This is a genomic window from Lysinibacillus sp. NPDC096212 (assembly GCF_044763105.1).
Taxonomy (GTDB): Bacteria; Bacillota; Bacilli; order Bacillales_A; family Planococcaceae; genus Lysinibacillus.
Map to the genome: position 1 here is coordinate 19,892 of NZ_JBIWFQ010000026.1, position 15,489 is coordinate 35,380.

Below are 15,489 nucleotides of genomic sequence, written 5' to 3' on the forward strand. Positions count from 1 at the left end.
ATCATTCAATGAGATGACACCGACTGTATGAAGCTACACTTTATTTTTTTGTACGGTCATATGCTGCTTGAGCTACTTCCATATATTTCTCTAAGCCCATCTTCTCAATTGTTTTCTTATAGTCATCCCATTTGTCGAAGCTTGTCTTACCTGTAATAAAGCTTGCTGTCATCTCATCCACATATGTTTGAATGTCTGTTAAAATAGCTGACACTTGATCATTTTCCTCTAATGTGAAGTTCAAGCCTGGAATAATGTCTTCATCTTTCAATGCATATGGCATTACTTGCTTAGCATTGTTAATTGAATTTTCTTTAGCTTCTGCCCCTTGGAAATACTTTTGTGTAACGATTCCAGGGTAGTAACCGCCTGGCCATGTTAGGTAGTCACTTATTGCTTGATCTAAGTTTTTACCATCAGGGCTGTTGGTAATGTTATCTACATACTTTACATTACCAGCTGCATCTTCCTCGTAAGTTACACCCTTAAAGCCCATGAAGAACATTTTTGTTCCCTCATCACCGTATAAATGGTCAATCCAACGTACCATCGCTTCAGGGTTTTTCGCTTTATCTGTGACAACAAACATTCCTAAATTACCAAGACCGTTAGACATTGCTGTAAATTGACGATCTCCATTAGGGCCTTCTAATACATGCGCACCTACATAACCATCTAATTTGAACAATTCTTTCGGATCTACTTCACTTAGCATACCGAAAGTCCCTTTACCTGCTTCAGCAGCGAATTTTTGAGGCTCTGTTGTGAAAACATCTTTATTGATTAAATCCTCGCTATACAATTTGTTTAAAAATTCAAGTAATTGTTTGTATTCGTCTGTTGTTGGAACGAAGCGGAATTCTTCAGTTCCTTCTTTAAAGTCTAAATTCAGATTCATCGTTCCTTGTTTGTTCAAGCCGAATGAACCTCTTAAATAATCAATAAATTGCTTAATTCCATAACCAGATCCCCAGCCTTGCTCGTCCTGTTGACCGTTACCGTTTGGATCGTTTTCTTTAAATGCTTTAAGCACTTTATATAAATCTTCTGTCGTTTCAGGTGATTTTAAGCCTAGTTTATCTAGCCATTGCTGATTGATCCATGGTGCTCCTACACGAAGAGACTCAAACTTTGGATCATAGATTGTTGGGAAACCATAAATATTTCCATCTGCCATCGTAATACCTTGCTTTACAGTCGGGTATTCTTCTAAAAGCTTTTTGAAATTCGGTGCATATTTATCAATATAATCATTTAATGGTAGGAATACGCCTTGCTGACCATACTTGATTAAATCAGTTCTTGAGAATGCCGATGCAAAGAAAATTTCAGGATAGTTCCCTGCTGCTAAAAGTAAGTTCTTTTTATCTGCTAATACTTCTGTTTGAACTGTTGTCCAATTAATATGGATGTTAGACATTTTTTCATATTCTTTCCATAGCATTAAGCTATTCCAATCTTGTGAAGCAAAAAACTTAGCTGCAAATCCATCTACTTCAATTTTTTCTTTAGCAATGGGCATCCCCGTAGCACTCACATTGTCGGCGTTGCCGCTTGTACTTGCTTTATTTTCTTTATTATCTGAACAAGCTCCTAAAATACTAGCTGCTAACATCATAGTTGCCATCAAACCATATACACGTTTCTTTTTCATCGCCATTTAAATCGCTCCTATTCTTTAACCTTTTAATGAACCAATCATGACACCTTTTACAAAATATCTTTGTAAGAACGGATAAAGCATTAGCATTGGTAGGTTGGCAATGATTAAAACAGCATATTTCAACCCTTCAACGCTAAGTTTTTGAGCTAGAAAGCTTTCTGAAGTTGCTTGAATCATATCATCGGCTTGTCCTTGAATTAAGATTTGTCTAAGTATAAGTTGGAGTGGAAACTTGCTTTGGTCTTGTAAATAAATTAAAGCTTGAAAATACGAGTTCCAATGTCCTACTGCATAGAATAAAACCATTACTGCCATAACAGGGAATGATAGTGGTAGTACAATACTCCATAAAATTCGAAAGTTTCCTGCTCCATCAATCGTTGCGGATTCCTCTAATTCATGAGGAATCGATTGGAAGAATGTCCGCATAATAATAATATTCCATACAGCAACAGCATTCGGAATAATCATGACCCAAAATGTATTAATCATGCCTAAGTCACGAATTAATAAGTATGTTGGTATTAACCCTCCACTGAAGAACATCGTGAATACCATAAATGCCATAATGAAACCTTTACCTTTCAAATCTCTACGTGAAAGAGGATAGGCTGCACAAATTGTCATCACAATATTCAATACCGTTCCGAAAAATGTGTACTTCAATGTATTGATAAATCCATTAATAATTTCTGGATTTTGAAATACCTTTTTGTATGCTTCGACAGTAAAGTCCCTCGGCCATAACCACATATCACCTGAGATAACATACTGCGGATTACTTAATGAAGCACTTAATACAAAAAGCAATGGGTAAAGAACGATAATCGCAACAATTGCTAAAAAAATATAATTAAAGATTGTAAACGCTTGATCGCCTTTCGATTCTTTCAATTTCACCACTCCTTTACCATAGGCTTGTATCACTTACTTTTTTCGCTATTTGGTTTACCATAATGAGAAGGATAAAGTTAATGATAGAGTTGAATAAACCTACAGCCGCTGAAAAGCTATACTGCGCTTCTATAATCCCGCTTCGATAAACAAAGGTTGAAATGACGTCCGAAGTCGATATATTTAAATCATTTTGCAATAAAAATACTTTTTCAAATCCAATTGCCATAACTGATCCTACGTTCAAGATAAATAAGATAACGATTGTTGGCATAATCGCCGGGATGTTAATATGAATAATTCTCTGAAATTTTGATGCCCCATCCATCATTGCTGCTTCATGCTGCGCTGGATCTACCGCCGATAACGCTGCAATATATATAATGGAACTCCACCCCATTGTTTGCCATACGTCTGATAGTACATAGATTGACTTAAACCATGCTGGCTCCGAAATAAAATCAATCGGCGTACCACCAAACAACGTAATAACTTGGTTAATCATCCCGTCTGACTTTAAGAAAAGTAACAACATACCTACTACAACTACTGTTGATAGAAAATGCGGTGCATAAATAATTGTCTGTATAAACTTTTTAAACCGAAGACTTTTCACTTCATTTAACAGTAATGCAATAATAATCGGTACAGGGAAAGATACTAGTAACGTAAATACACCAATTCCTATTGTATTTTTAATTAATCTCCAAAAATAATAACTATCAAAGAAGCGTTCAAAATGCTTAAAACCTACCCATGGGCTACCAGTAATCCCCTTTGTAGCAATAAAGTCCTTAAAGGCAATTTGCAAGCCGTATAACGGATAATAATGGAAAATCAAAAAGTAAAGGATGACAGGGACTAATAATAAATAAAGCTCCCAATTTTTCCTGATAGATTTCTTCCACTCTACCCAGTGATTCCTCTTTACTTTTGATTGCTTTTTGAACAAACGCTTTGTTTTAAATGGCTTTTCTTCAACAGTTGTTTCATCCAAAAGCGTCATACATACACCCCCTATTTATCAATGCTGTAGAATAGTAGATTCCTGTGAAATTTCAACAACTCTTCCCCCATTACGGAGTGATTCCGTTGCTGCACAGCCAACTGCTACGCTCATACGACCAGCAAATGGAGTTGTTAAAGGCTCTTTATTGTAAAGTATTAGCTCTACGAAATCTTGCGCAATTTTAGGATCTGCTCCCCCATGGCTTCCTTCCTCGGGTTTCATTTCATAAACAACATCACTAAGCTCTTCCCAGGAATTAGATTTACGCGTCTTCAAATAAATTTTATTGTTTACATCATCATTTTCGATACGCCCTTTCGTACCGATAAATGTATAATTTCGTGAATAATCTGGGGTGAAGTGACATTGTAAATAGGAAGCTTTTATACCACCCTCTAATTCCATAATGAGCATGTTATTATCCTCAACATCAATTTCTTCTCGGAACGCACATTCCGTGAATGTATGTGGGACGTATTCTGGACATGTTTTTTTCTGATCACATGTCGGACATGTTAACGTATTTGGTTTATCTCCACCGTAATAATCTAAGCTACCAAATGCAGATACTTTCGTCGCATGTTTTCCAGAAATCCAATGAATCACATCTAAATCATGTGAGCCTTTTTGCAGTAATAGAGATGTTGTATTTTTGGAATTACCGTGCCAATCATGATAATAGAAGTAACCGCCAAAGCCAACAAAGTGGCGGACCCAAATGGCTTTTAATTCTCCAATAGCACCTGAATCGATTAAGCCTTTCATCGTTTGATACATCCCCATATATCGCATATTAAAACCGACCATTAGATGCTTCCCTGATTTTTTCCATATATCTAAAATTCGATCGCAACCCTCCACTGTAATCGCTAAAGGTTTTTCAGCATATACGTGCTTTCCTGCTTCTAAACAAGTAATAATATGTTCTTCATGTAAATAATCCGGTGATAAAACTGCAATAGCATCAATATCGTCTCTTGTTAGTAATTCCTTATAATCCTTCGTTAAAAATAAAGGTGTTTCAAATTTTTCTTGAAATTTATCTAAACGTTCTTGAGAAATATCAGCCAAAGCAACAATTTCTGATTCTCCATCAGGCTTATGCCAATATTGAGCTAAACCTCCTCTTAATCCAGCTCCAATTACTCCAATGCGTACTTTCTTCATTGATTTTCCCCCTTTAAAAATCTTGCATTCAATTGTATTAAGTAAACGTTTACATTTGATACTGATTTTAAAAATCATCCACAACAACACAACTACATGTCAACACGTTGTAGGTACAAGTTAGATCGAAATAGTATAGTGAATATTCCAAAAATTACGCTGAAATAAATATATAATTCTAACCATAAATATGTCAATACCCCAAATTTAGTCATATTATATAATTTTTTTGCTATTAATCTCTTCGAAAAAAGTTGACTCATCTGCGAATACAGAATATTCAATACATCTCTAAAAGCTCAACCCTCTCAGTATAAAAGATATAATTCCCTCACAATAAACCAAAATTTCTAACTTATAATGGTCATCAATAGATTATATAATATAACAACAGGGATATTATCCCACTTATTATACATTACATAATATTTGTGGATATTTTATCTAAATCGATTACACTAAACATAAGATAAAGTGAAACTCTAATTGGTGGCGTTTCTTCATCCTCCACCGATTATTAGTCTTCACCAATCGAGATTTTCCAGACGGTACCAGAAAAATTACTGCCCGTTAATATAGGATCAACCGAAAGGAGTTGCAACATGGAAGAAATCTTGACGATTACGAATTTGACGAAGCGTTATGGTAGTAAGGAAATATTAAAAGGAATCGACTTGCACGTCTCGCGAGGTGAAATAATTGGTTATATCGGTCCGAACGGTGCAGGTAAAAGTACCACTGTCAAAATCATTTTGGGGATCGAAGGCGATTACGGTGGAGAAATTAAGCTTTTCGGGGAGAATATTGGAAAAGACAGCATTGAATATAGACGGCGTATTGGCTATGTACCAGAAATAGCAGATGTTTATGATAATTTATCTGGTTACGAGTATTTAACCTTCATCGGCCAGCTTTATGGCCTTGAATTAGAAGTCGTTGCTGATAAATCAAAATCCTTAATGGAATTGTTTGGTGTTGGTGAAGCGTATCATTCAAGGATATCTTCTTATTCAAAAGGGATGCGGCAAAAGCTATTAATTATCGCTAGCCTTATACATAATCCCGATTTGTTATTTTTAGATGAACCGATCAATGGATTAGATGCGAATAGTGTGATGATCTTTAAAGAGATTTTGATTCAACTAGCTGCCCAAGGAAAAACAATATTTTATTCCTCTCATATTATGGATGTTGTCGAAAAAATCAGTAGTCGCATCATCCTGCTGAATGATGGGAAAATCGCTGCCGATGGGACATTTGCCCAACTACAGGCAGACAATACCGAAGGAACTCTGGAAAAGATTTTCAACCAATTGACAGGCTTCCATGATCATCAGGAAATTGGTGAGAAATTCGTTTCTATTGTGCAAGAGGTATGATCATGAAAGATTTCAAAACGCTTCAGCTACTTGATAAGATTCAATTTGTTTTTGTGAAAATGGGCATCGATTACGAGATCATGAGAAAGATCCTCCATATTAAACTAACAATGGATGAGCGTAAAGTACCGACCATATTTAACCAAGCATCAAATAAAAACAACAAAAAGCAAAAGAATGGCTACATCAAATCTTTATGGATTTATGTTTTAATGGGACTTATGTTGGTTCCTTTTATGGGATTTGGTCAAAACTATCTTTTCCAGATGAGTATTGCTTATGCAATGATTATTTTTATCATCATGACAACATTGATTTCTGATTTTTCTTCAGTACTCTTGGATGTACGGGACAGAAGTATCCTATCAACCAAGCCTATCTCTGCTAAAACGATCAATGCGGCCAAATTTATGCATATTTTCATTTACTTGACGTATTTAACTATTGCATTCACTGCCATTCCCCTTATGGTGGGCCTATTTAATCAAGGGATTGTATTCTTCATTTTAACTGTGCTCTTACTCGTTTTAATTAATGTTTTTATTGTTGTATTAACCGCTATTTTATATATTGCTATTTTAAGATTCTTTGATGGAGAAAAGCTGAAAGACATCATCAATTATGTACAAATCGGCTTATCATTAATGATGATGATTGGCTATCAAGTTCTTATTAGATCCTTTGAATTCGTTAATTTTGATATGGCGGTAGTGTTTCATTGGTGGAGTATTTTTCTAATTCCTATGTGGTTTTCCGCTCCTTATGAACTATTGCTAAACGGTAACAACTCTTTATTTACAGTGGTGTTCAGTATATTTGCTGTTGTCATGCCAATCATCTCGATATGGCTTTATCTAAAGCTGGTTCCAACCTTTGAACGTAATCTACAAAAACTATTAAACACAAGCAAATCGAAAAAAGAGAAGAACAATCGATTTAAGACCCTTTTGTTAACAATCATTTGTAGAACTCATGAAGAAAGAGCTTTCTACCGTTTCGCTTCTCTTATGATGAAACAAGAGCGAGAGTTTAAACTGAAAGTATATCCATCTTTAGGATTTTCTTTTGTCATTCCATTTATTTTTATGTTTTCTTTTTCAAGGTCCGAAACTGTTGATTATGCCGTTAGCATGGGCTATTTAAATATTTATTTCAGCATGCTAATTATTCCGTCAGCCGTGCTTTTGCTTGGACATTCAGGAAAATATAAAGCGGCTTGGATCTATAAAGTCTTTCCAATTATAGATTATACAAACTTGAAAAAAGGCACCTTAAAAGCCTTTTTGATTAAGTTGTATATTCCATTGTATATTTTTCTAAGCATCATTTTCTGCTTCATTTATGGTACGAGAATTATCCCAGATTTATTAATTGTTTTAGTAGCAAGCTGCATGTTCACCGTCATTTGCTACATCGGCATGGGAAGCGTAATTCCTTTCACAAAGCCTTATAATGAAGTTGGCGATGCCCAGAGCTGGAAAACCCTTATATTGCTTATCCCATTAGGTGTTCTGGCGGCACTGCATTACTTCCTGACTACTCATACTACTTATGGAGCAATCATTTACTTATTCATGCTTGTCCTCACGAACTTCGTTCTATGGAAGCTTGCTTTTAAGCGTACGAAAACGGCTTGAGCCTGAGCTCAAGCCGTTTTATTTTAAAAAGCTTTTCTCTCATATATACGAATAGATAGTAGCCACGACCCAATAAATAAAATAATAACCGTAATGCTAGCTACAAAATACATTTGCGTTTCTTGTAGAGTCAAGAACTTTCGTGTTAGTTCTCTTAATATATCATTTATAGGAACTAGTAAACTAATTGTTAACATATAAATACCAAATAAAACACCTGAAGCAATCAATAAATATTGCGTTTTAAATTTATAGGAGATTGGAAACATGAATGATATAGCGACCATAACTAGACCAATAATAAGCAACATTTCTTTCCAAATAAAAAGATCACCTTTTCCATTTATGAGGAAATCCCCCACATAAATCATGAAAACAAATAATGTTGTAAATATCAGTGAACCTATATATTTTGAACTGACAATTTCCTTTCTCGTATATGGCAGAGAATTGAGCAAAATATTAGCATTGTCTTTTTCATCGTAAGCGAAAGCATTTAGTATATATATTACACTATAAAGAAATCCCAAAAATATTAGGGGTACACCTGCCAATAAGTAGATTATTATAGTAGCAATGTAAAATAAAATTAATTTCTTTTGTATTAAAACATCCTTAAGTATAAGGTTAATCATCCAATTACCTTCCTTTTTTCGTATATTACATACTATCTTCGAGGGTAGACCTTTTCACAATAACCGCATCTCTAAATATATTCATCACACGAATTTAGCAGCTGTCTCCATCACTCATCCTCTGAATACAATAGTGTGAGCATTTCTTTGAGCTCTGCTAAGCCAATGTTCATTTCTTTAGCATTTTGAATGGCAATCAATAGATTTTCTTCGATTACTTTTACTTTTCTTTCTCTCATCATTTCCTTATTTTGTTCTGAGATGAACGAACCTTTCCCCACAATAGAATAAATAAATCCGTTTTTCTCTAGCTCTTCATAAGCGCGTTTTGTTGTAATAACGCTAATTTCTAAATCCTTTGCAAGCTGTCGCATAGACGGCAATGACTGCCCCTCTTGTAATTCACCTGATAAAATTAGCTTTTTAATTTGAGTATAAATTTGCTCATAAATCGGTTCTTTTGAACTGTTGGAAATAATAATTTGCATGCAAATACCTCTTCTTTATTTTTATGTGATCAGCACAGAAGACGATGGTTATTCCGTTAGCATGAGCAGTTTTTATTTCAGCATGCTTTCGTCAGTTGTACTTATGCTTGGACATTCAGGGAAATATAAAACAATTTAGATTTATAATGTCTTTCCACATAAAGATTACATTGTCTATTGTTTAGAGTATAATTTTCTGCCTCATGAAAATAATGTTTAGCCCATTTGTACACTTTTATTTGTTACATCGACATCGGAAGTCAAGGTCGACGATACTCAGATTTTATTATATGGGACTTTTTGTTTAAGCGTACTTAAATAGCTTGAGCCTACATCAACGGGCTCAAGCTGTTTTATTTCAAAAAGCCTTTCTCGTATATATACGAATAGATAGTAGCCACGATCCAATATATAAAATAATGATCGTAAGGATAGTTACGAAATACATTTGTGTTTCTTGTAAGGTCAGAAACTTTTGAGTCAGCTCTCTTATTTCACCAAATAAATTAGGAATAAAAAAAGTAGTTATTAGCAGCAAGATACCGACTAAAGCACTTGCAACAATTGGCAAATTTTTCGTTTTAAATTTATAAGAAATTGGAAACATAAATGAAATAGCGACCATTACAAGACCAATAATAAGCAGGATTTCTTTCCATAAAAACATTATCGCTTTTCCATTTAAGAGGAAGTTGCTACTATAAATGATGAATATAAACGCTAGTGTAAATACAAGAGAACCTATATATTTTGAACTGACAATTTCCTTTCTCGTGTAAGGTAGCGAATTAAAAAGGATATTAGCATTATCTTTTTCATCATAAGAGAAACTAGTCATTATAAATGATATACTAAATATAAACCCGAAATACAACGGGGAACTCATACTTCCCAATAAAAGGATTATTATAATAGGAATGTACAGTAAAATTATTTTCTTTTGTATTAAAACATCCTTTATTATTAGATTAACCATCCCATTACCACCCTTTTTTCGTATAGTACATAATATCTTCAAGCGTTGGTTTTTCCATAATAACAGAATCCCCAAATATGTTTGCCACACGATTTTTATCCGCTGTCAATGCCTCAAAGCCTGTGTTCGTTTTTCGAATTGCAACAAACTCTCTTTCCGTTTCCTGATCCAATAAATTCAACGTCCCTTTGACAATGGCATATTCCTCTTCAATCTTATAAAATTCCTTCGTGAATATATGTTCACCGTTATGAACAAAGGTAATATAATCCGCAACTCGGTCTAAATCTGTTGTTATATGTGTCGAGAAGAAAATCGTTTTATCTTCATCTTGCATCAATTCATGTAGAATATTTAGTAACTCTCTACGAAATATCGGATCGAGCCCCGCAGTTGGCTCATCCATAATAATTAATTCTGCATGATGAGCTAGAGCTATAGCTAACGAAGCTTTCATCTTCATCCCCTTTGAAAAGGTCTTCATATTTTTGTTCAGTGGTAGTTCGAACTGAGTAACATAACGTTGAAAAGCATCATCATCCCAGTTTTTATAGGCTGGTTTAATAATCCTTTTCATATCCTTTAACGTTACATATTCATAAAAAACATTTTCATCATAGACAAAGCCAATACGTTCCTTTATTTCTTTTTCATGCTTTTTATAATCCATCCCAAACACTGAAACAGTACCACTATCTTGCTGTAGCAAGTTCATAATCAATTTGATTGTTGTAGATTTCCCTGCACCATTTCCCCCGATAAATCCGGTTACGAAGCCCTTTTTTACGTTAATAGAGAAATCCTTTATCTGAAATCCCTTAAAAGATTTATGAACATGCTGTAATTCAATGACATTTTCCATCATCCATCCTCCGTTTGCAATAATGTAAGCATTTCCTTGAACTCTTTAAGGTAACACTCTAAATAATGTATATATACTTTATATACAATATATACACAGCGGATATATTTTGCAAGTAATAAATTATTATTAAAAATAAAAAACGAAAACATGAGATTGTTAAATCACAATCTCATGTTTTCTGTTTTTAATTATTTAGCTGATAATACTGCCATTTATGACCCCTAATTAGCTTTAGCTAACTATTTAATTGGAGCATTATTAATCGTTGATAATACTTCATTCACCTCGAAGATTTTCCCACGAATATCGGTAATGCCGAAACTTGTTAATCGTTCTGAATGCATATTTAAATATTTCTCAGCATCTGTTTTAGTTTTAAATAAATATATTCCACCGGATTCTTTAGTCGCAGCATTCTCAGTCCAAATCTTCCAAATCATACCTGACTCTTCGTTAATACTTTTCGCTAAATCTGCAAATGCTTCGGACATTTCTTCACCGAATGGCCCGTCCATTGGAAAATCAACTTGTAATAAATATTTCATGATTAAAACCCCCACTTTGATTTTTTCTATAACAATTAGTAATTTTTATGGCCTTTCACCATGATGTGTGGTGTTGATTTCCGTTCCGACTGGGCGCTTTGTTGCTGCCGCTTCGCTTTCGCACAGAGCAAAGCTTCCTGGGGGCGTCCGATGAGCCGCTTCACTCGCGTTGCTCGCTCCAGGGTCTCATCTGTGACGCTAATCCCCAAGGAGTCGCCCAGTCTCCACTCCAATCAACTTATATATGGGCATACGTTTTAAATGGCATACACAACTTTTGATGATGAACCTAATGATTTAATCTCTCTATATATTTTTCTGACTCATCCGCTATTCGCTTAAATTCAATATCATGAATATAGTGTGAGCAATCTAATTTTATTAATGTGCCATTTTTATGTTTACTGATGAACTCCTTTTGAAATTCATTCCACTCATCTTCATTCCACCCTGTCCCTTGACCGTTTGAAGTGAACAAAAGCATTGGAACATTTGAGATTTCAGCCGCTCCTACCTTTTCGGCATTTTCCTTAATATGATTAATTTCATTCACCATATTTTTAGTTACTGTTCTACGATAAAAAATTACTTTATACAATTCTTTTTCCTCATCTGTCAAAGTCCCATATTTGATGGCATCACTTTCAGAAAGGCCCGGAATCCATCTAGTAATACCAATATTATCAGCAAAGGCACTTAAATGAACTAAAGGCATATTTATATCATAATCTTTATATGCAGCAGGAACAGCCATATCCAACCCTATAATTGCTTTAACTTCATTCTGATAGACTTGAGCCCAATACAATGCCTCAATACCAGACATAGAATGAGGAAATAAAATATATGGTCCTTCAACATCTGATTTTAATAGAGCTTCTCTTGTTTCTTGTAAAATAGTATCAATCTCACGCTCAGAATCTGTAATGTCACTAAAGCCATAACCTGCCTTTTCAACGACAACGATTTTATATTTATCGCTTAACAATGAATATAATGATTTAAAATCTAAAACAGGTGAGCTTGTGCCTCCCCCAGACATAAATACAAGCGTTTCTTCTCCATTTCCTTCTACGTACACATGCATTTGATGTCCATTAACTTCTACCATTTTTCCTGTTGGCGTAAATAATTTTTCTTCCTTTGATAATTTTATTTGATGAATAATATAACTTGTCGTAATGATCAAGAAAAGTATCGCTGTAATAATTGAAAAAAGCATCATGATTCGTTTAAACACTGTCTTTCAACCACCCCTCTTAAGATTTTTACTATCCATCAAAACTAACAGAAGGCATCATGGCTTTTAAAGTTCCAAAAGGTACTCGATAAACTGCAACTTTTGCCCATTCATTTCGAACGCATTATCATCTATACACACTTGTTTAAAGCCATTCTTTTCAAGAACCCTTTGAGATGCAATATTATTTGTTGTTGTTTTTGCTTTAATCTTTTTGACACGGATTTCAGTTTCTAATAGTAGCTTTAAGGCTCTAGCCCCTATTCCTCTTCCTCCATATTCTTGTCCCACTCTGTAACCGACTTCTGCTATATCATTCGTTGTATCTATATCTACTAAATTAATTCTTCCGATAATATTGCCCGAGTTATCTCTTATTAAGTAGAATTTTGATTTTTCTTCCTGTTGTTCTGCTAAAAGCTCTTTATGTCTTATTTTAAACGTTTCAAAATTATAATAATCTTCTCCACGACTAGGTACCATTTGTTCAAAGAATTGTCTATTGTTCTTTTCGAACTGATACAATTCTTCTGCGTCACATTCTTGTAAGCTATTAATTGATATTTCCAAGCAACTCAACCCCTCGTTCTGAATAATATGTATTGTAATCCATATTTAAGAAAACAAACTCTTTATGATATCCTACCGAAAAGTTTGTTTATAATCTATCGGAATCCCAAGATGAAGAAATATGTATAACGACTCGAATAAAGAGAAAAAATCACCCCTCTAAATCTTTCAATCGTCTTCGAATAGTAGCTTCCGAAACGCGAAGAATTCGTGCAATTTCTCGATTACTTTTGCCAGCATCCTTTAAATGCTGCAATTGTAATTCATTTATAGCTACTTTAGGTCGTCCATTTGAATTTCCTCCACGCCATTCCTTATTTTTCTTTTTACTTCTCAAAAATTTCCCCAGCATTTTCTCACCTTCTCATGCGTCATAACTCTAAATTATCAGTTATAAAGCTTTATTGTAAAAAAAGAAAGCAGATTTATATCTACTCTCTTGATTGTTTAGGAAAAATATAAAAATAAAAAACAAAACCAATGATAATTGCGGGTGGTAAAGCAATTCCTATATTTTGTACAAATGCACTTGCAAGTAGTTTTAAAATCTCAATAATATCTTTAGATAAAATGTTTTGATACTGTTCTGCACCTGTCAAACCTTTGATCATTAAAGTTACAGCAAAAATAATGATATAACTAATTAAGCTATAATTAATACTTAACTTTATTTTTTCTTTATCATCGTTCTTTTCCTCTAATAGCAATGTTTCCACACTGATATCTAGAACCTCCGATATTTTCAGCATATTTCTCTTACTCGGATAACCATTCCCAAGTTCCCATTTGGATATAGACTTATCACTTACTTCTAAAATCTCAGCTAGTTCTTGTTGGGTGATTCCTTTCTCTTCTCGATATCTTTTTAGTTTTAAACTTAAAATATTTTTCTCCATTTTATCCCCCTCCCATTACCTTAATTTACGGTTATTATCACATACTGGAATTTCTATTAACAGGAATTTTCAAAAATAGAGAAAAATAGACCACAATATAAAAATGCGACAAAACTCATTAAATAGGTTTTTGTCGCATTTTTTATTGGAAATCCATCTGAAATTACCATAAAACTTATATATTCTTTTTCGAAAACTCAGTATGCAACAAACTATAGATCAACATATCTTTACATTCTCCAGTAACACTATGGCATTCAAATTGTCTTAAGCAACCTTCTTCCTTAAAGTTGAATTTCGACAATAGTTTCTTTGAAGCTATATTTTCCTCTGTAACAATTGCCTGTATTCTTACTAAACCTAACTGATCAAATCCTATTGATAATACTGCTTTAACAGCTTCCGACATAATACCTCGATGCCAATATTCTTCAGATAATTCATAACCAATTTCAGCTCGTTTGCCTTCAAATTCACTTAAAAAAATAGTACCAATAATTTCATCGGTTTCTTTGTTAGCAATAGCAAAACGAATAATCCAACCTTCATCATAGCCTTTGTTCCAAAAATTAATTACTTCATAACTTCTTTCTAGAGTTTCTGGTCCATTCCAATCAAGATAACGATATACATTTTCATTTGAATAATAATTGAATAACGTAGGAGCATCCTCCAACTTCAACTTTCTTAATTTAATGCGCTCAGTTTGTACTGATGGAAAAGAGGTCCCTAATACTTTGGTAAAATTCATTTTTTTCTCTCCTTTTTTGAATGAATATCAAAATAAACTAAAGATGGAAATTCACAAGAAGCTGATTAAATTATACCCAGCCTAGATTGCCTGAAAAAACCTCATACATATTTCATAAAAGAAAATAAGCCAATGTGGTCAAAAACCACACTGGCTTATACTATTCTATTCTTCTTCTTTTCTCTTTTAATACAATTCTTTGGATACTCTTCGAAGACAAATAATATTTTTCACCTAAAGTAGCCGTGTCCGCTCCCGTTAGATAATCGTTATAAATATTACAGTCTCTTACACCCAATTCTTTTCTTGTAGCAGTATTGGATCCCCAGTCTTTTTTATGTTCTGCTCTCCGCGGTATATAAATATATTCACCATCAACATATTCTTGTATTAACTCTAGCAACTCAGCTGGTAGAATATGCTTTGCTTTTTTATAGCTCATAATTGCACTCCTAAATTTAATATTTTTTTAGGAAGAGCAAAGGCTATTTAATTTATCCTATATTGCAATAGCCTTTGCTATGCAAAAAAAGTATACCTTCTCATCAAACAATCCCCCCTTGTATTTCTGTAATTTTATCAATACTATACCATATAAGGTTCATCACCAAAACGTGTGGTTGATTTCCGTTCCGGCTGGGCGCTTTGTTGCTGACGCTTCGCTTTCGCACAGAGCAAAGCTTCCTGGGGGCGTCCGATGAGCCGCTTCACTCGCTTTGCTCGCTCCAGGGTCTCGGGCCAACACGATGTTGGTCACGAAGGCGTTATCACAGG

Annotated in this window: 17 protein-coding genes; 2 read left to right on the forward strand and 15 right to left on the reverse strand. The window is 34.2% G+C overall.

Annotation, left to right across the window (positions count from 1 at the left end; translation table 11 throughout):
- Positions 1-40 precede the first annotated feature (40 nt).
- The 4 genes from ACIQ7T_RS21115 to ACIQ7T_RS21130 are packed head-to-tail and all read right to left on the reverse strand — an operon-like array spanning position 41 to position 4,733.
- Positions 41-1,654, reverse strand: coding sequence for an extracellular solute-binding protein (locus ACIQ7T_RS21115; protein ID WP_402873341.1), 1,614 nt, complete (start codon positions 1,652-1,654; stop codon positions 41-43).
- Between the two features lie 24 nt (positions 1,655-1,678).
- The gene (locus ACIQ7T_RS21120) at positions 1,679-2,590 is read right to left on the reverse strand and encodes a carbohydrate ABC transporter permease (protein WP_402873274.1); all 912 of its coding nucleotides are present in this window, start codon (positions 2,588-2,590) and stop codon (positions 1,679-1,681) included.
- Complete coding sequence (locus ACIQ7T_RS21125) at positions 2,571-3,563, reverse strand: ABC transporter permease (protein WP_370077306.1); 993 nt, start codon at positions 3,561-3,563, stop codon at positions 2,571-2,573. Before ACIQ7T_RS21125 ends, ACIQ7T_RS21120 begins: the two co-directional genes overlap by 20 nt.
- Before the next feature lie 18 nt (positions 3,564-3,581).
- Positions 3,582-4,733: a Gfo/Idh/MocA family protein gene (locus tag ACIQ7T_RS21130; protein WP_370077307.1), complete on the reverse strand. Its 1,152-nt coding sequence runs from the start codon at positions 4,731-4,733 to the stop codon at positions 3,582-3,584.
- 602 nt (positions 4,734-5,335) lie between these two features.
- On the opposite strand from ACIQ7T_RS21130, the gene ACIQ7T_RS21135 reads away from it, so the two are divergent.
- Together ACIQ7T_RS21135 and ACIQ7T_RS21140 are read left to right on the forward strand one after the other, a co-directional pair.
- The gene (locus ACIQ7T_RS21135; protein WP_402873278.1) at positions 5,336-6,112 is read left to right on the forward strand and encodes an ABC transporter ATP-binding protein; all 777 of its coding nucleotides are present in this window, start codon (positions 5,336-5,338) and stop codon (positions 6,110-6,112) included.
- A 2-nt stretch (positions 6,113-6,114) separates the two neighbouring features.
- Positions 6,115-7,749, forward strand: coding sequence for a hypothetical protein (locus ACIQ7T_RS21140; RefSeq protein WP_402873281.1), 1,635 nt, complete (start codon positions 6,115-6,117; stop codon positions 7,747-7,749).
- Between the two features lie 23 nt (positions 7,750-7,772).
- On the opposite strand, the gene ACIQ7T_RS21145 is transcribed toward ACIQ7T_RS21140, so the two are convergent.
- From ACIQ7T_RS21145 to ACIQ7T_RS21195, 11 genes are all read right to left on the reverse strand, one after another.
- Positions 7,773-8,384, reverse strand: coding sequence for an ABC-2 transporter permease (locus ACIQ7T_RS21145; RefSeq protein ID WP_402873284.1), 612 nt, complete (start codon positions 8,382-8,384; stop codon positions 7,773-7,775).
- Positions 8,385-8,494: 110 nt separating this feature from the next.
- Positions 8,495-8,872, reverse strand: a complete 378-nt coding sequence (locus ACIQ7T_RS21150) for a GntR family transcriptional regulator (protein ID WP_370047444.1) — start codon at positions 8,870-8,872, stop codon at positions 8,495-8,497.
- A gap of 358 nt (positions 8,873-9,230) precedes the next feature.
- Positions 9,231-9,848, reverse strand: coding sequence for an ABC-2 transporter permease (locus ACIQ7T_RS21155; RefSeq protein ID WP_402873288.1), 618 nt, complete (start codon positions 9,846-9,848; stop codon positions 9,231-9,233).
- Between the two features lie 4 nt (positions 9,849-9,852).
- A complete protein-coding gene (locus ACIQ7T_RS21160; protein ID WP_402873291.1) occupies positions 9,853-10,710 on the reverse strand; it encodes an ABC transporter ATP-binding protein in 858 nt (285 codons plus the stop codon).
- A 242-nt stretch (positions 10,711-10,952) separates the two neighbouring features.
- Positions 10,953-11,258, reverse strand: a complete 306-nt coding sequence (locus ACIQ7T_RS21165; protein ID WP_370077313.1) for a monooxygenase — start codon at positions 11,256-11,258, stop codon at positions 10,953-10,955.
- Between the two features lie 289 nt (positions 11,259-11,547).
- Positions 11,548-12,498, reverse strand: coding sequence for an alpha/beta hydrolase (locus tag ACIQ7T_RS21170; protein WP_402873294.1), 951 nt, complete (start codon positions 12,496-12,498; stop codon positions 11,548-11,550).
- A 66-nt stretch (positions 12,499-12,564) separates the two neighbouring features.
- Positions 12,565-13,068 carry a GNAT family N-acetyltransferase gene (locus ACIQ7T_RS21175; protein ID WP_370077315.1) on the reverse strand — a complete coding sequence of 168 codons (504 nt, stop codon included), beginning with the start codon at positions 13,066-13,068 and terminating at the stop codon, positions 12,565-12,567.
- A gap of 151 nt (positions 13,069-13,219) precedes the next feature.
- Positions 13,220-13,420 carry a helix-turn-helix domain-containing protein gene (locus ACIQ7T_RS21180; RefSeq protein WP_370077316.1) on the reverse strand — a complete coding sequence of 67 codons (201 nt, stop codon included), beginning with the start codon at positions 13,418-13,420 and terminating at the stop codon, positions 13,220-13,222.
- Positions 13,421-13,499: 79 nt separating this feature from the next.
- Complete coding sequence (locus ACIQ7T_RS21185) at positions 13,500-13,964, reverse strand: helix-turn-helix transcriptional regulator (protein WP_370077317.1); 465 nt, start codon at positions 13,962-13,964, stop codon at positions 13,500-13,502.
- A 175-nt stretch (positions 13,965-14,139) separates the two neighbouring features.
- Complete coding sequence (locus tag ACIQ7T_RS21190; protein WP_370077318.1) at positions 14,140-14,715, reverse strand: GNAT family N-acetyltransferase; 576 nt, start codon at positions 14,713-14,715, stop codon at positions 14,140-14,142.
- 160 nt (positions 14,716-14,875) lie between these two features.
- Positions 14,876-15,157 carry a CD3324 family protein gene (locus ACIQ7T_RS21195; RefSeq protein ID WP_370077319.1) on the reverse strand — a complete coding sequence of 94 codons (282 nt, stop codon included), beginning with the start codon at positions 15,155-15,157 and terminating at the stop codon, positions 14,876-14,878.
- Positions 15,158-15,489 lie beyond the last annotated feature (332 nt).